Origin of the sequence: Brevibacterium oceani, assembly GCF_013623835.1 — a bacterium.
Taxonomy (GTDB): domain Bacteria; phylum Actinomycetota; class Actinomycetes; order Actinomycetales; family Brevibacteriaceae; genus Brevibacterium; species Brevibacterium oceani.
This window is the reverse complement of record NZ_JABKDE010000002.1, coordinates 523,304-539,069: the sequence shown is the minus strand read 5'-3', so window position 1 is coordinate 539,069 and position 15,766 is coordinate 523,304. Positions and strand designations below refer to the sequence as shown.

Sequence of the window (15,766 nt, the reverse complement as noted above, 5' to 3'; positions counted from 1 at the left end):
GGCTCAGGCGGCGAGCAGCTCGTCGAAGAACTCCTGGAGGTCGATGACCCCGACAAGGGTGTTGCCGTCCATGACCAGGCTGAACTGTGCCTTGGGCCGATGTGTCAGCGATTCGAGCAGATGCGGTGCAGTGATGTCCTTGGGCACGCCGATCCAGCCGGCCAGCGGGCGGGCCACCTCGCCGGCGGGAACGGCCTCGAGCGTCTCGGCGAGTCGGCCGGCGGCGGCATGCCGGTCGACGAGCCCATAGGGCAGGCCCTTCTGGTCGAGGACGACGATGAGGGTGCGTTCCTTCGCATTGCCGAGAGTGTTCGCATAGTCGAGGGTGTCGGCGAGGTCGGCGTCCCAGGTCGCTGCGATTGCCGGCTGGATGACCTGCGAGAGGTCGTAGGTCTCCATCTTCCGTGCCCGTTTGGCGTGGGTGGCGGCGTCTCCGGCGGAGAACCACAGCATGATCGCGATGAGCGACATCCAGGCCACCGTCAGCGGTGCCGGGCGCTGACCGGCCAGCAGCGGGGTGATGACCGACCAGCCGATGAATCCGATCGCGATGATGCGTCCGACCCAGCTCGCGACGATCGTGCCGAGGTATTGGGAACCGGTGATGCGCCACATGATCGCCTGCAGCGCCCAGCCTCCGTCGAGCGGGATGCCCGGCAGCAGGTTGATCGCCCCGAGTGCGACATTGGCAAACGTCACCGCGATGAGCAGCAGCCACGGCACCGAGGTCGGGCTGGCCGCGCTCAGCGCCCACCATCCGAGCAGGGCGAGGACGATGTTGACGATGGGGCCGACGATGGAGATGACGAAGCTCGTCGTCGCGGCCTTGTCGCGCGGATTGTCGACCTGCGGTTCGAAGCGGGTGAAGCCGCCCCAGATGTTGAGCTCGATGGCTGCGACCTTCTGTCCGTAGAACTGTCCTGCCACTCCGTGCGCGAGTTCGTGGAGGAACACCGAGGCGAAGAGGAGGACAGCGTAGGCGAAGGCGACGAACCAGGCTCCGACGCCCAGATCGGGGCGGACCTGGTTGAGCCAGGGGGTGAAGAGGATCGTGATGACGATGGCGGCGAGGAACCACGACCATGCCAGGATCACCGGCGCGCCGAGGACGGTGCCCAGGCGCAGGCCCGAGGACGCACCGGGCTGGTGGTTTTTCGCGGCCATTGAAGGGAATCCTCCGGTCGAAGTCGTGGTCAGCAGGTCCACAGAGTGTCGAGTACTCAGCCTAACAGCGACGGCACCGTCGCCGCTGGTCGCCACGTCGTGTCGGTGCAGGTCGTTACAGTGGTGATATGGCCGAGCTCACCAGTCTCTCGCCCTCCCGGGCCAACGACTTCATCCAATGCCCCCTGAAGTTCCGCTTCCGCAGCGTCGACAGGCTGCCGGAGCCGCCGTCGCAGGCCGCCTTCCGGGGCACCGTGGTCCATGCGGTGCTCGAGAAGCTGTTCACGGCCCCCGCTGCGGAGCGCACCGCCGAACTCGCTCAGTCGATGCTGATGCCGGCCTGGGACGGACTCGTGGAGAAGGATCCCGAGGTGCTCGAGATCTTTGCGCACGAGTCGGAGAAGGAGACGTTCTTCACATCAGCGCGTCGCCTCATCGACTCCTATTTCGTTCTCGAGTACCCCGAGCACCTCGAACCGGACGAGACGGAGAAGTTCGTCCGCACCACATTGGACAGCGGACTCGAGCTGCGCGGCTTCATCGACCGCGTCGATGTCGCTCCCGGTGGGCAGAAGCGCCTCGTTGACTACAAGACGGGCAAACAGCCGAAGCCCCAGTACGGACGGGAGGCGAAGTTCCAGATGGGGTTCTACGCCCTCGTCGTCTACCGGCTCTCCGGCGAGCTCGTCCACACGCTGCAGCTGATGTACCTGGGATCGCGCAGCGTGCTCAAATCGCATCCGACGATGACCGAGATCGAGCAGACCGAGTTCGAGATCGACGCGATCTGGAAGGACATCACCGCCTCGGCCGAAGCCGATCGGTGGCGGCCGAAGAAGTCTCCGCTGTGCAATTGGTGCACCTTCAAACCGCTGTGCCCGGCGTGGGGCAACACGGCCCCGCCGACTCCTGAGATCACGAAGATCGTCGGGGTCTGAAGCGACCGGCCTGGCCGACGGCTTCCGTAAGCTAGGCCGACTGCTTCCGCAGGGCGCGCAGGTCCTCGATGCCTCTGCCGTCGAGGCCGTCCCACAGGATCCGACCCGGCTCGGGTTCGAGGTCGACGAGATGGGGCACTCCCACGGCGATCGTCCCGGCCGCCTCGGCGCTGGCCAGACCCGGCCTCGAATCCTCGAGGGCCACACACTCGGCGGGGTCGAACCCGAGCAGGGCCGCACCCTTGAGATAGGGCTCGGGGTCGGGCTTGCCGGCGGAGACCTCGTCGCCGGCGATGAGCCCGGCAAAGCTGCCGTCGGGACAGCTGGCGATGACCGCTTCGGCCAGCGGCCGGTACGACATCGTCACCATCACACAGGGGATTCCCTCGGCCCCGAGTTCGGCGAGGAGTTCGAGGGCGCCGGGCCGGAACGGCACCGAGATGCGGATCTGATCGATCACCGCATCCATCAGCGTCGTCACGATCTCTTCGGCGGGAAGTTCGAGGCCGGCGTCCTGCATCATCCTCGCCGAGGTGATGAGCTCGTTGCCGACGAATTCGAGCCCCTGCTCGTCCGACCAGGGAATGCCGTGGGCGTTCATCAGTTCGGTCTCGGCCCTGATCCAGTACGGCTCCGTATCGACCAGGGTTCCGTCCATGTCCCAGAGGACCGCGGCAGGGAAGGCTTCGGCAGAATTCGTCATGGTGCCAGCGTAGTCTTGAACCATGAGCTTTCTTCCATCCGGGTCCGGGGCACTCGTCTTCATCGCCTTCGAAGGTCAGGATGCCGACGCTTCGGAAGCGGCGAGTTCGCTGGCCAAGGATCTCATCGAGGTCTGGGATCTCAGCGACTCCGAGATCCTCGACACCGACGGCTTCTACGAGTTCCGCTTCTCCGAGCCCGAGATCATCCGCGACGAGGACGGGACGGCCACGATCGCATGGCCCGGTGTCGCCGTGCATCGCGGCCACCTCGGCGAACTGCCGGTCACTGTCATCCACGGTCACGAACCGGGGCTGAAGTGGCGGGAGTTCCTGTCCCTCGTCCTCGCCGAGGTCGGTGATGAGGATTCCGTCGTCCTCCTCGGCGGGCTGCATGCCGAGGTCCCGCATACCCGCCCCCTGCCGGTCGTGGCCAACACCGAGGACCCCGGTCTGGCCGCGGATCTCGACATCGATGCCAACGGCTACGAAGGGCCGATCGGGATCCTCGGACTCCTCGGTGTGGCCTGTCAGTGGCGAGGTGTCCGGGCGATCAACCTGTGGGTGGGAGTGCCGGACTATCTGGCCGACTCACCGTCGCCGAAGGCCGAACTGGCCCTGGCCAAGGCCGTCGAGCGATACGCCGGAGTGGAGGTCGACATCCACGTGCTCGAGGAGGAGAGCCGGGCGTGGGAGCTCGGCGCCGATGAGCTCGTGTCCCTCAACCCGAATCTGGCAGAGCTCGTCAAGGGTCTCGAAGAGCTCAATGACTCCGCTGACCTGCCCGAGGCCAGCGGGGATGCGATCGCGGCCGAGTTCGAACGCTATCTGCGCAAACGCGGCCGCGAGAAATAGGGCGGGCCTCCCCCGCCGTCGCCCTCAGTGCCGGTGCCCTCAGTCGAACAGACGGATGCCGAGCAGCGCGTCCACCGCGTCGGCGACCCGGTCGCCGCTGACGGCATCGGACTCAGCACCTTCGGAATCGGCATAGTGGTCGGCCCACTCATCGAGGATGCCCAGGGCCCGTGGGCTGTCGAGATCATCTGTCAGCGCTTCGCGGAGCAGGCCGATGATGTGTCCGCGCAGACCCTCGCGGCATTCGGATTCGCATTTCGCGGCGTGTCGCCATGCCTGCAGGCGAGCCTCGGCGACCTCGAGCTGGTCCTCGGAGAAGCTCCAGTCGGTGCGGTAGTGATTGGCCAGGATCACAGTCCGGATGACCATGGGGTCGACTCCGCGTTCGCGCAGCTCGGAGACGAGCACGAGGTTGCCCTTGGACTTGCTCATCTTCTCGCCGTCGAGGCCGACCATGCCGGTGTGCATGTACGTCTTCGCCATCGGCGTCTCTCGCCAGGCCGCGGCATGGGCCGCGCTCATCTCGTGGTGCGGGAAGATGAGGTCGTTGCCGCCGCCCTGCACATCGAGGGGAAGAGCCGCGTACTCATCGACGATGACGGTGCATTCGACATGCCAGCCGGGGCGGCCGCGTCCCAGCGTTCCGCCGTCCCAGGAGGGTTCGCCCTCACGTTCGGCCCTCCACAGAAGCGGGTCGATCGGGTTGTCCTTGCCCGGGGTGTCCGGGTCGCCGCCGCGTTCTGCCGACAGCTCCGCCATGGTCTTCGCATCGTCATGGCTGACGGTGCCGAAGGGCGGGGTGATCGGGGTCGAGACGCGGTAGTAGACATCGCCGTTCTCGAGAGTGTAGGCCGCACCCTTCGCGACAAGGTCGCGCACGGCGGCGGCGATCTCGACGACGGATTCGACGACGCCGATGAAGTCGCGCGGCGGGATCACCCGCAGGGCTTCCATATCGTCGCGGAAGAGCTGGATCTGTGAGGAGGCGAGTTCGCGCCAGTCGACACCGGTGGCGTCGGCGCGTTCGAGCAGCGGATCATCGACATCGGTGGTGTTCTGTACGTAGACGACGTCGAGTCCGGCATCGCGCCAGACGCGGTTGAGCAGGTCGAAGGCCACATAGGTGGCGGCATGCCCGAGATGCGTCGCGTCGTAGGGGGTGATGCCGCAGACGTACAGGCGAGCCGTCTGATCCTTGCCACGCAGACGGCGCGGGCTGCGGGAGCTCGTGTCGAACACTGTGGGCACCTTGCCGGTGCTGGTCAGACGGGGCAGTTGAGGTTCGGGCCATGACTTCACGGCACCCAGCCTAACCGAGTCACCGGCGTTCGGCACTTCGGGTCCGACGTGACTCTTCTGACCCCTTCCCGCCGCTCAGATCGGGGGCCAGGGGATGACGGTGCGGTCTTCGGGCGCTTCGAGGAAGAACTCCCCTGCCAGAAGGGCCGCAGCGCGGTCGGACAGGGCTTCCAGTTCGGCCTCCGACAGGCAGTCGGCCAGGGCGGAGCGCAGCGGCTCGTCCATTGCAGCGACTGATTCGAGGGCATCGATCTCGTCGGCGTGGAAAGAGGCTCGGGAGAAGCCCCAGAGCACGGTGCGCAGCTTCTCCTCGGTGTGGAAGGTCAGACCGTTGTCGATGCCGAAGATGCCGATGTCGGACGAGGCGATGCTCGGCAGACAGCTGCCGGTGATGACGTGTCCGGCCTTCCGGTCGGCGTTGTTGGCCAGCAGATCGAAGAAGGCGACGGCCCGCAGCCCCTCGGACACACTGTGTGAGAGCACGAGGTCGCGACCGTCCTCGGTGCGCAGAGCGAAGATCGGGACGTGATCGGGCGAGATCGCGGTCACCGCGCTCAGGGTCACGGCCTCCTCGTCCTCGGAGGATTCGACATAGGCCTGCAGGGAACCCCGGCCGGCGGGCAGATCATCGCGAAGCACGGTCGGCGGCACCACGTCGAGGCCGAGAGTCGCGCTGAGTCGGTAGGCTGCGACCTCCCGCAGGGCGAGGCTCGCCGGTGGGAAGTCGTGGAGCGGTCGTTCACCGGAGATGGGCTTGTACACGGCCTTGAACGCGCGGCCGGCGTGTTCGATCACGAGCAGTCGGGTGTCGTTGCTGGCCCGCGGGATCGATCCCATCTCGGTCCAGTCGCCGGTCGTGAGCGCGTCGATGAGGAGGCTGTGGTCCATCACTGGTCAGGCGCGCGGGATCCCGTTGGCCCGCGGGCAGAGGTGACCGTCGGGTTCGAGCGGGAGCGAGCAGAACGGGCAGTCGCCGCGTCCGGCGCTGACGACCTGCTCTCCGCGGCGGGAGAACTCGCGGGCGGCGGCCGCGTCGAGGACCACGCGCAGCACTTCGCGTTCGACCTCGTCGTCGTCCGGGTCCGCGGAGGTGCCCGCCTGAGCGTCGGCCTCGGTGAGTTCGAAGCATTCGATGACGAGTTCGTGTTTGACGGTGTCCCAGCCCAGGCTCATGGTGCCCACGCGGAACTCCGGTTCGATCGGCACATTCAGCCCGGCATTGTCGATGCGATCATCAAGTGCCGTCTGCGGCACCCGGGCGGTGGGGTCCTTGATCATCACCATGTCGAGCAGTTCGGTGACTCGGTCGGCGAGGATCTCAACCTGCTCCTTCTCCACGACCACGGTCGTCAGTGAGTTTCCCGACTTCGCCTGGAGGAGGAAGGTCCTCTCCCCCGGGAGTCCGATCGTGCCGACGACGAAACGATCCGGTGTGGGGTGGTCGTACAGAGCTGCCATGTCTTCAGCCTAGTCGAAACCCTTACATGTGACTCCGGCCTGGGATACATTTGAGTCATGAGCACTGATCCTCGTGAGGCCCTGGACGCATTCCTCGAAGCAGTGAGAGAGCACTACGCTGCATCCGCACACCGCACCGGAGACCAAGACCCCAGAGTCGAAGCGGCTTATATGGCATTGGCCGACGCCTTCGAAATCTACGAAGATGCGATCTACACCGCATTCGACGAGGTGACTCCCTTCGAGCTCTTCGACGACGTCGAGGACGCGAAGGACGATGACGACGTGTTCGGGCCCGAGGACGACGAGGACGACTGAGCTCGATTCCGCTTGAGCGGATCCGCCCCGGGATCACAGATCCGCCCGGGAGTCAGGAGATCTGCTCGAGCACCTCGGCGATCTCGTCGGCCAGATCGACGTCGCTGCCGGTGATCTCGGCGAGCTGGGACGATGTGCGCGGAGAGACCAGGGTGCACGCAACACCGCGATGGCGGTTGAAGGCCAACGCGATGTCCGTCGTCGACACGCCGAGCGCCGAGGCGGCCCGACGCACCCCGGCGAGCACCCGGTTCGTCCCATCGTCGAGATACTCCGTGACATAGTCCGCGAGTTCCCCGGCCAGCCGGGAGTCCTGCGGGGTCGCATTCCGGTATTTGTCCGTGAGCACGCCGCGGCCGAGGCCGGCACCGGCGATGAGTCCCACCCCTGCGTAGTCGGCGGCGGGGACGAGATCGTCCTCGGCCGCCCGGTTGAGCAGTGAGTACTCGGCCACAGCGCACGAGATCGGGATCCCGGCTCCGCGCATCTCCGCGAGCTGCCAGCCGGTGTGGTGGGAGACGCCGACGTAGCGGATCTTTCCGAGCGTGAGCAGCGTGTCGATCGCCGAGGCGGTCTCCGCCCTGTCGACGTCCGCATCGAAGACGTCGAGGACGAGCACGTCGAGGTGGCCCCGACCGATGCTGCGCAGCAGAGAGTCGACCTGGGACAGGATCCGTGCCCGTCCGAGACCGACCTCGATGTGGTCCGTCTCACTCATGGACACGCCCACACGGGCCATCATCAGCATCTCTTCGGGAAGTCTCAGCTGGGCGATCACCTCGGCGGCGAAATGATGCGCACTGGGCAGCTCGATGAGGTTCCCACCTGCATCGTTGTACTCCTCGACGAGTCGTTGGGCGGCCTGGGCGTCGATCCGGTGACCCCATTCGAAGGTCCCGAGACCCACGTCGCTGACGTCGAGTCCGGTCTGGCCGATGCTTTGGTGCTTCATGCTTCTTGAGGTTACCCGATCTGCCGACTACCGTGGTTGCGTTCCCACCCACTTTCACAAGGAGTCGTATGTACGACTGGCTGGTCGCTGCCGTGCTCGGAATCGTGCAGGCACTCACCGAGTTCCTCCCGATCTCATCCTCGGCGCATGTGCGGATCGTCGGTGAGCTCATGCTCCCCGGGTCCGACCCTGGTGCGTTCTTCACTGCGATCATCCAGATCGGCACCGAGGCGGCCGTGGTCGTCTATTTCTGGCGCGATATCGTCTCGATCATCTCCAAGTGGTGCAAGGCCCTGGTCGGTCGGCACGACCGCAGAGACCCCGAGGTGCGGCTGGGCTGGCTGATCATCATCGGTTCGATTCCCATCGTCGTGCTGGGCCTCCTCTTCCAGGACGCCATCGAGGGAGCGCTGCGCAGCCTGTGGATCACCGCGACGATGCTCATCGTCTTCGGCCTCGTCATCGGTCTCGCTGACTGGGTGGGGAAGAAGGAGCGGACCTTGGACGGCATGACCTGGGGGCAGGGCCTGCTCTTCGGGCTCGCTCAGTCGCTCGCCCTCGTTCCCGGCGTCTCCCGGTCCGGCGGCACGATCATGGCCGGACGATTCATGGGCTTCTCCCGCCCCGAGGCGGCGCGGTACTCGTTCCTGCTCGCCATCCCCGCCGTCGTGGGGTCCGGCTTCTTCAGCGTCTACAAGAGCCTCGGCAGCACGGACATGGTGCTCGGCTGGGGTCCGACGGCACTCGCCACACTCATCTCCTTCGGGCTCGGCCTCGTCGTCATCCACTGGTTCCTGAAGTATGTGCAGACGAGGTCCTTCGGCATCTTCGTCTGGTACCGCGTGGCCTTGGGCATCGTGCTCTACATCCTGCTCGGCACCGGAGTCCTCGCCGCCGTCTGAGGGATCAGCGCATTCCGCCGCCGCCGACAGTGTTCGATTGGGCGAGACCGGCGGCGGTGACCGACATCGCGGCGAGCACCGGCCGCTCGCCCGAATGGTCGATGACGGTGAACGAACCAGGGGCCACACTCAGCCGCTGGAAGTCATCGAGAGGCATGCCCAGGGCGTCGGCGACGATCGCCTTGATGATGTCGCCGTGGGAGACGATCATCGCCCACCGAGGCGGCGCCTTCGTTTCCGTCTCCCCCGCCTCTGCGCGCTCGCGATCCTCTTCTGCCTTGAGCTCGGCGACGATCTCAGCGATGCGGGACGCGGATCGCCCAGCAGCCTCGGCGATGGATTCCCCTCCGGGGAACCGCGCCTTCGAGGGAGTCCTGAGCACGGTCTCCCACATCGGTTCCCGTCCCAGCACCTTGAGTTCGCGTCCCGTCCAGTCCCCGTAGTCGAGTTCGACGAAGGCCTCGTCGATGCCGACGACATCGCTCTCGACGGTCTTCTGGGCGATCGCGGCGGTCTCGACGCATCGGGTCAGCGGCGAATGGAGGAGTCGGGAGAATCGGCGGTGCGGCAGCAGCGCGAGATTTGCTTCGAGCGCACTGACTCCCTCGTCGGTCAGCGACACGCCGGGGGCACGTCCGGCCAGGATTCCTGCCGTGTTGGCACTGGAGATGCCGTGCCGCAGAAGTACGATGACGGGCATGCCATCAAGACTAGCCCAGATCGTCTAGGGTGGGCCTATGAAACGTCAGCGACCACGTATGACCTACGAGTTCCGGAAGGTCTCGTTCTCCCGGGATGTCCCGCGTTCGGTCAGCCTGCAGGAGCTCAATGACGAAGCGGAATACGACAAATGGGAGCTCGCCCGCGCCCGCATCTCCGTCGGCGGAGTGCGCACGGTGTGGCTGCGCCGCAAGATCATGCCGCTGACGCAGAGCGCCTGATCCCCACCCGGTGAGGTCGCCCTCTTCGCTCCTTCCCGTCCTCGTCGCCGGTGTCGTCACGATCATCGCCGGGGCCGCGATGTCCCTGCAGGGACGCGCCAATTCCTTCCTCGGTCCCGTCCTCGGACACGCGGTCTTCGCCGCGCTCGTCTCATTCGTCACCGGCCTGCTCATCGTCGGCACGGTGCTGGTGAGCTCACGACGTTCCCGCGGGGCGGCGATCGTGCTCAGCAGACTCGTGCGCACCGGCACGATGCCCTGGTGGACGCTCCTCGGCGGGCTCAGCGGAGCCCTGGTCGTCGTCGCGCAGGCGACGACGGTGCCGATCATGGGCGTGGCGATGTTAACGATGGCCTTCGTCTCGGGTCAGGTCACCGGCGGTCTCATCGTCGATTCCACCCGTCTGCCGCCGGGAGGCAGGCAGTCGCTGAGCCTCCTGCGCATCCTCGGCGTCCTCATCGTCCTCGCCGCCCTTGTGTACGGCGCCAGAGAACGACTTCTCCTCGGAGTTCCGCTCTGGGCTCCCCTGCTGCCCTTCGCCTCAGGCGCCCTGACATCCGTCCAGCAGGCCTGCAACGGTCGAATCAAGGCGGCGACGAACTCGGCGGTCGTGGCCACGACGGTGAATTTCGCGGTCGGCCTGGCAGCCACGGTTCTCGTCTCCGCGATCATCCTGGCTGCCGGAGTGCGGTGGACGGGCTTTCCGGTTCAACCCACGCAGTGGTGGTTCCTCCTCGGCGGAGCCTTGGGCGTCATCTTCATCGGACTCACCTCGCTCACGGTCGCCCGCCTCGGCGTGCTCCTGCTCAGCCTGTTCTCACTGTTCGGCAACCTCCTGGGTGCTCTGCTGCTGGACCTGCTCACACCTGTCGACGGATCCCTGGTGAGCACGACGACGGTCATCAGCGCGCTCGGTGTGCTCGTCGGGATCGCGGTGACGATCACGCCTTCAGCAGGAAGTCCCCGAGGACCCTCGTCCCGAACTTGAGCGCAGAGATCGGCACTCGTTCGTCCACGCCGTGGAACATGGCGGGGAAGTCGAGATCACCGGTCAGCTGCAGGGGTGCGAAGCCGTAGCCGGTGATGCCGAGCTCAGCCATCGACTTGTTGTCCGTGCCGCCGGAGAGCGTGTAGGGAAGCACCTTCGCGGAAGGATCGTCGGCGAGCAGGCTCGCCTTCATCTGCTCGACCAGAGGAGTGTCGTACGGGGCTTCGAGGGCCTCGCCCTCGTCCTCTGGGCTGATGTCGACGCCTTCCCCCGCGAGCTCCTTGATTGTCAACATGACGTCTTCGTGCTGGCCCGGCAGGGTGCGGCAGTCGACGTAGCCGGTGGCCGTGCCGGGGATGACGTTGTGCTTGTAGCCGGCGTCGAGGAACGACGGATTAGAGGTGTTCTGCAGGGTCGGGGCCACGAACTTCTCAACGGAGCCGAGCTCGGCCAGCAGCTGCGGGATCGTCTCGGACCGGAACTCGATGCCGGTCAGCTCGGAGACGCCTTCGAGCAGCTGGCGGGTCGCCAGCGGGATGTCCTGGGGCCACGGATGGCTGCCGATGCGCGAGATCGCTGAGGCCAAGCGGGTGACCGGGTTGTCGTCGTTGCGCTGCGAACCGTGACCGGCGGTGCCGTGGGCGATGAGGTTGAGCCAGGCCAGCCCCTTCTCTGCGGTCTGGATGAGGTAGACCCGTTGGCCGCGGATGTCGACGGAGTATCCGCCGACCTCGGAGATCGCTTCGGTGGCGCCGGAGAAGAGTTCGGGGCGATTGCGGACCATATGCCGGGCGCCGTAGTTGCCTCCGGCCTCCTCATCGGCGAAGAAGGCGATGATGAGGTCGCGCCGAGGCTGCAGGCCCTGACGCTGCATTGCCCGCACCGAGGCGATGATCATCGCGTCCATGTCCTTCATGTCCACCGCGCCGCGGCCCCAGAGCAGGCCGTCCTTGATGACGCCCTCGAAGGGATCGACGCTCCAGTCCTCGGCCGCGGCGGGGACGACGTCGGTGTGGCCGTGCACGACGAGTGCCGGGGCGTTCGGATCGCTGCCCTTGACCCGGGCGACGATATTGGCTCGACCGGGCGAGGATTCGACGATCTCGGAAGGAAGATCCACCTCGGCGAACCAGGAGGCGATGAGCTCGGCGGCCGGCAGTTCGGGGTTGGCCTTGTTGCCGCCCCAGTTCTGCGTGTCGATGCGGATGAGCTGCTGGCAGAGGGCGGTGACCTCGGCTTCGGCGGCGCTGAAATCAACCACGGTGGCTCCCTTCGGTGTGAGCGGACCATGCCTCGACGCGGTGGTCCGGCTCCGTGATCCGGCTGTTTGCCTCCACCGTATCCCACAGTCGTCGCCGATGCGGGCAGTGTCCGCATCGGCCCGAGCAGCATCCCACTGCGTGACTGTACATCAAACGTGCATACGTACTGTTCTTATGCACTGCGTGTGCACATCTGGCCTACAGTCGCGTTCGCGTCTTACGTGAACCGCACTCGGACAACCTCGGCGGGAATGGAAGATGGCCCCCGGATCGAGATCCGGAGGCCATCCTCGTTGTGCGCGGAGGGGGACTTGAACCCCCACGCCCGATAAGTTGGGCACTAGCACCTCAAGCTAGCGCGTCTACCAATTCCGCCACCCGCGCTGGCAACAGAGATAACTCTACATGCGAGTTCCCGTCGCGCAAAATCGAAATCGGCAATTGTGACGCACTGCACTGACAAGACTATTTCTCCAGGTACGCGACCTGCGAGAGCACGTGCGGCTTCCCCGACTTGAGGTCGAAGACCGCCGACCGAGATGCCTCGTGGCGCTGCCCCTCGGTCAAAGCGTATCCGACCGTGCCCGGCAGCAGGATCGGCTTCGCGAACGACACATCCCAGCGGTAGGCATCCAGGCGGGGATCCATCGCCGACAGCGCGCGGGAGGCGGTGTACATGCCGTGGGCGATCTGCCTCGGGAAGCCGAATCCCTTGGCTGCGAGGCCGTTGAGATGGATCGGATTGTAGTCCCCGGAGACCTGCGCATACCGCTGCCCGATGATCGGATCGAGGCGCCACAGAGCAGTCTGCTGCGGAGCATCGAACTGCGCATGAGGGACCTGCGCCTTCGACTCCGCGCCGGGCAGCTTCCTGCCCTTGGCCAGGTACGTGGAGACCTCGCTCATCACCGGGCGGCCGTCGACCTTCGCGTCGACGCGGACCTCGATCGTCGTGCCCTTCGTGTGTTCGAAGGGACCGGCGAGTTCGAGGTGGTAGTCCACGACGTCGCCGAGGTGCACCGGAGCGAGCATGTCGACCCGGTTGTGGATGTGGACCATACCCAGCATCGGCAGCGGCACCTCGGGATCGGCGAGCAGCTGCATGCTCAGCGGGAACGCGAGGATGTGCAGGTATCCGGGATGGACGGTGTCACCGAGGGTCTGCCGGATCACATGGGCGAATCCGGCATAGGCGACAGGTTCGAGCGGAACGCTGCGGTCGATGGACCGCTCCGGCAGCTCGGGGCTCGTCCGCGCACCGATGGGCAGGGTTTTGAGCAGGGCACGACCGTAGACCGGGAACATCGATTCGGCCATCAGGCACCCACCATGTTCTGCCCGCACACGCGCAGGGTCTCACCGTTGATGCCGCGGGCTCCGCTCGAGGCGAGGAACCCGATGGCCTCGGCCACGTCGACGGGCTGACCGCCCTGCTGCAGGCTCGAGAGCCGACGTGCGACCTGGCGGGTCAGCGTCGGCATCTTCGCGGTCATGTCGGTTTCGATGAATCCGGGTGCCACGGCGTTGATCGATCCGTGACGTCCGGCGAATTCCTCCGCCGAGGCGGCCGTGAGTCCGATGACGCCGGCCTTGGAGGTCGCGTAGTTCGTCTGTCCGCGGTTGCCGGCGATGCCCGAGGTCGAGGCCAGCGACACGACCTGAGCGCCGTCGGCGAAGAGGCCCTTCTCCGCCAGGTGGGCGTTGATCATCGTCTGCGCGGCGATGTTGACTGCGATGACCGAGTCCCAGCGCCCGGCGTCCATGTTCGCGAGCATCTTGTCGCGGGTGATGCCGGCGTTGTGGACGAGGATGTCGACGGGTCCCCCGACCGCCTCGGCGATCTTCTCGGCGGCATCGGCGGCGGTGATGTCGAGTTGGACGGACTTGCCGCCGATCTCATTCGTCACCTGCGCCAGAGCCTGACCGGCCTGGGGCATGTCGACGCCGATGACGTAGGCGCCGTCGCGGGCGAGGTTGCGGGCGATCGCCGCGCCGATTCCGCGCGCGGCACCCGTGACCACGGCGCGTCGGCCGGCCAGGGGACCGTTCGCACCGGTGGACATGAAGGCGTCGAGGCCGAGCCGCTCTCCCGCGTCGGAGGAGACGGTGAGGAACTGGCCGGACACATATGCCGACTTGCCCGACAGAAGGAACCACAGCGCGGCCGCCACCGAGGGCGCGGTGAGGTCGGCGCCGTCCAGCAGGATGCCGTTGGCAGTGGCGCCGGCACGCATCTCGTGGGCGACCGAACGGGTGAAGCCCGTGATTCCCTGCACGGCGGCGGCGAGCTCGGGGGTCTGGTTCTTCGCATCCGGTGCGGTGGAGACGGTGATCACGCGACCGCAGGGTGCCAGTGAGCGCAGCGCCGCACCGGCCTCGAGGACGATGGGTGAGAGGTCGGCCGGGGACTTCGCATCGTCGAGGACGGCGATGATCGCCCGCAGCTTCTCACCGGATTGGGCGTTGCGTCGCACCTCGAGCCCGTTCTCCAGCAGCAGGTCGGCGAGGTTCTGAGCGCCGGGGCCGGAGCCGAGGACGAGGACCGGCCTGTTCGTGTAGCTGGCCGGTGTGGAGCCGAAGCGGTTGAGTTCGACCGGCTGCGGCAGTCCGAGGGTCTTCGCCACCTGCTTCAGCGGTCCGTTGACGAGGGAGAGATAGGTGTCTTTCATGCTGCCTCCACGATCGCGGTGAGTCCCTGGCCGCCTGCTGCGCAGATCGAGACCAGCGACCTCTTCTTGCCGGTTGTCTTGAGGTATTTGGCGGTGGTGGCGATGATGCGTCCACCGGTGGCTGCGAAGGGGTGGCCGGCGGCGAGGCTCGAGCCCAGCGGGTTGAGCTTGTCGCGGTCGATGCTGCCCAGGGCCTGATCGAGTCCGGCCTTCTCGCGGCAGAACTCTTCGGACTCCCATGCCGCCAGGTGCGAGAGCACGGTGGATGCGAAGGCCTCATGGATTTCGAAGACATCGAAGTCATCGAAGGTCAGGCCGTTGCGGGCGAGCAGACGCGGCACAGCGTAGGCAGGAGCCATGAGCAGGCCCTCAGCTCCGTCGACGAAGTCCACGGCGGCAGCTTCGGCATCGACGAGGCGGGCCAACGGCGTGAACCCGTGTTCGGCCGCCCAGTCCTCACTGCCGAGCAGCACCGAGGAGGCACCGTCGGTCAGCGGTGTCGAGTTGCCGGCGGTCATGGTCGCTTCGGCGGCCAGTCGCTTGCCGAACACCGGTGAGAGCTTGGCCATGGACTCCATGTTCGAGTCGCCACGCAGGTTCGTGTCCCGGCTGACGCCGAGGTAGGACGTGGTGAGATCGTCGAAGAACCCGGAGTCCCAGGCCGCCGCGAGGTTCTGATGGCTGGCCACGGCGAGTTCGTCCTGTGCCCGCCGAGTGATTCCCCATTCGGCGGTGGTGATCGCTTGGTGCTCGCCCATGCTCAGGCCGGTGCGCGGCTCCCCCGTGCTCGGTGCCTGCGGGGCGAGATAGGCAGGCCGGATCTGCGCGGCGATCTTCGCCCGCTGGACCATCGTCTTCGCACGGTTGAGCTCGAGGAGGATCTCGCGCATCGAATCGTCGATGACGATGGGAGCATCGGAGGTCGAGTCGACGCCCGAAGCGATGCCGGATTCGATCTGACCGGCGTTGATCTTGTTGTTCAAGCTCACGACCGCCTCGAGTCCGGTGGCACAGGCCTGGCCGAGGTCGAAGGCCGGAGTCGTCGGGGCCAGCGCGGAGCCGAGCACGGCTTCACGGGTGAGGTTGAAGTCCTTCGAGTGCTTGAGGACCGCACCTCCGGAGACTTCGCCGATGCGCTCCCCGGCCAGCCCGAAGCGAGCGGTGAGCCCGTCGATGGCCGAGGTGAGCATATCGAGATTCGTCGCCTTCGAGTACTGCTTGTTCGAGCGCGCAAACGGAATGCGGTTGCCGCCGAGGATGACGGCTCGTTGACTGGGAGCGGACATGTGCACCTCCGAGAGTTGGATTTAACTGTTACC

17 protein-coding genes and 1 tRNA gene are annotated in these 15,766 nt (G+C 66.3%); 6 read left to right on the top strand and 12 right to left on the bottom strand.

The features are described from left to right. Window positions 1-3 precede the first annotated feature (3 nt). Window positions 4-1,164, bottom strand: a complete 1,161-nt coding sequence (locus tag HK401_RS05930) for a site-2 protease family protein (protein WP_181273729.1) — start codon at window positions 1,162-1,164, stop codon at window positions 4-6. 128 nt (window positions 1,165-1,292) lie between these two features. Here HK401_RS05930 and HK401_RS05925 point away from each other — a divergent pair, with 128 nt between their 5' ends. Next, window positions 1,293-2,102, top strand: coding sequence for a RecB family exonuclease (locus HK401_RS05925; protein ID WP_181273728.1), 810 nt, complete (start codon window positions 1,293-1,295; stop codon window positions 2,100-2,102). 31 nt (window positions 2,103-2,133) lie between these two features. Here the strand turns inward: HK401_RS05925 and HK401_RS05920 are convergent, their stop codons facing one another. After that, on the bottom strand, window positions 2,134-2,805 hold the full coding sequence (locus HK401_RS05920) for an HAD family hydrolase (RefSeq protein WP_181273727.1): 672 nt from the start codon (window positions 2,803-2,805) through the stop codon (window positions 2,134-2,136). A 22-nt stretch (window positions 2,806-2,827) separates the two neighbouring features. On the opposite strand from HK401_RS05920, the gene HK401_RS05915 reads away from it, so the two are divergent. Continuing rightward, on the top strand, window positions 2,828-3,658 hold the full coding sequence (locus HK401_RS05915) for a proteasome assembly chaperone family protein (RefSeq protein ID WP_181273726.1): 831 nt from the start codon (window positions 2,828-2,830) through the stop codon (window positions 3,656-3,658). 39 nt (window positions 3,659-3,697) lie between these two features. Here HK401_RS05915 and mshC read toward each other — a convergent pair whose 3' ends face one another. The 3 genes from mshC to HK401_RS05900 form a co-directional block, all read right to left on the bottom strand. Next, on the bottom strand, window positions 3,698-4,957 hold the full coding sequence (gene mshC, locus HK401_RS05910; RefSeq protein WP_181273725.1) for a cysteine--1-D-myo-inosityl 2-amino-2-deoxy-alpha-D-glucopyranoside ligase: 1,260 nt from the start codon (window positions 4,955-4,957) through the stop codon (window positions 3,698-3,700). Between the two features lie 75 nt (window positions 4,958-5,032). Continuing rightward, a complete protein-coding gene (locus HK401_RS05905) occupies window positions 5,033-5,845 on the bottom strand; it encodes an SCO1664 family protein (protein ID WP_181273724.1) in 813 nt (270 codons plus the stop codon). 6 nt (window positions 5,846-5,851) lie between these two features. Further along, window positions 5,852-6,415: a DUF3090 domain-containing protein gene (locus HK401_RS05900; RefSeq protein WP_181273723.1), complete on the bottom strand. Its 564-nt coding sequence runs from the start codon at window positions 6,413-6,415 to the stop codon at window positions 5,852-5,854. A gap of 57 nt (window positions 6,416-6,472) precedes the next feature. Between HK401_RS05900 and HK401_RS05895 the strand changes: the two genes are divergently transcribed. Then, window positions 6,473-6,733: a hypothetical protein gene (locus HK401_RS05895; RefSeq protein ID WP_181273722.1), complete on the top strand. Its 261-nt coding sequence runs from the start codon at window positions 6,473-6,475 to the stop codon at window positions 6,731-6,733. 52 nt (window positions 6,734-6,785) lie between these two features. On the opposite strand, the gene HK401_RS05890 is transcribed toward HK401_RS05895, so the two are convergent. Continuing rightward, the gene (locus tag HK401_RS05890; RefSeq protein ID WP_181273721.1) at window positions 6,786-7,685 is read right to left on the bottom strand and encodes an aldo/keto reductase; all 900 of its coding nucleotides are present in this window, start codon (window positions 7,683-7,685) and stop codon (window positions 6,786-6,788) included. A gap of 68 nt (window positions 7,686-7,753) precedes the next feature. On the opposite strand from HK401_RS05890, the gene HK401_RS05885 reads away from it, so the two are divergent. Next, entirely contained in the window at window positions 7,754-8,587 is an 834-nt protein-coding gene (locus HK401_RS05885) for an undecaprenyl-diphosphate phosphatase (protein WP_181273720.1), read from the top strand. 4 nt (window positions 8,588-8,591) lie between these two features. Here HK401_RS05885 and HK401_RS05880 read toward each other — a convergent pair whose 3' ends face one another. Then, window positions 8,592-9,287: a histidine phosphatase family protein gene (locus HK401_RS05880; protein WP_181273719.1), complete on the bottom strand. Its 696-nt coding sequence runs from the start codon at window positions 9,285-9,287 to the stop codon at window positions 8,592-8,594. A 37-nt stretch (window positions 9,288-9,324) separates the two neighbouring features. Here HK401_RS05880 and HK401_RS05875 point away from each other — a divergent pair, with 37 nt between their 5' ends. Beyond that, window positions 9,325-9,528 carry a DUF5703 family protein gene (locus HK401_RS05875; protein ID WP_258234012.1) on the top strand — a complete coding sequence of 68 codons (204 nt, stop codon included), beginning with the start codon at window positions 9,325-9,327 and terminating at the stop codon, window positions 9,526-9,528. Window positions 9,529-9,538: 10 nt separating this feature from the next. Continuing rightward, window positions 9,539-10,516: a DMT family transporter gene (locus tag HK401_RS21000; protein ID WP_181273718.1), complete on the top strand. Its 978-nt coding sequence runs from the start codon at window positions 9,539-9,541 to the stop codon at window positions 10,514-10,516. On the opposite strand, the gene HK401_RS05865 is transcribed toward HK401_RS21000, so the two are convergent. From HK401_RS05865 to HK401_RS05845, 5 genes are all read right to left on the bottom strand, one after another. After that, window positions 10,470-11,777, bottom strand: coding sequence for a M20/M25/M40 family metallo-hydrolase (locus HK401_RS05865; protein ID WP_181273717.1), 1,308 nt, complete (start codon window positions 11,775-11,777; stop codon window positions 10,470-10,472). The two genes, HK401_RS21000 and HK401_RS05865, sit on opposite strands and share 47 nt — an antisense overlap. A gap of 297 nt (window positions 11,778-12,074) precedes the next feature. Beyond that, window positions 12,075-12,162 (bottom strand) — tRNA-Leu (locus HK401_RS05860). Window positions 12,163-12,243: 81 nt separating this feature from the next. Then, a complete protein-coding gene (locus HK401_RS05855; protein ID WP_258234011.1) occupies window positions 12,244-13,095 on the bottom strand; it encodes a MaoC/PaaZ C-terminal domain-containing protein in 852 nt (283 codons plus the stop codon). Further along, window positions 13,095-14,447, bottom strand: a complete 1,353-nt coding sequence (locus tag HK401_RS05850; protein WP_181273716.1) for a 3-oxoacyl-ACP reductase — start codon at window positions 14,445-14,447, stop codon at window positions 13,095-13,097. Before HK401_RS05850 ends, HK401_RS05855 begins: the two co-directional genes overlap by 1 nt. Further along, a complete protein-coding gene (locus HK401_RS05845; protein ID WP_181273715.1) occupies window positions 14,444-15,733 on the bottom strand; it encodes an acetyl-CoA C-acetyltransferase in 1,290 nt (429 codons plus the stop codon). Before HK401_RS05845 ends, HK401_RS05850 begins: the two co-directional genes overlap by 4 nt. Window positions 15,734-15,766: the final 33 nt, after the last annotated feature.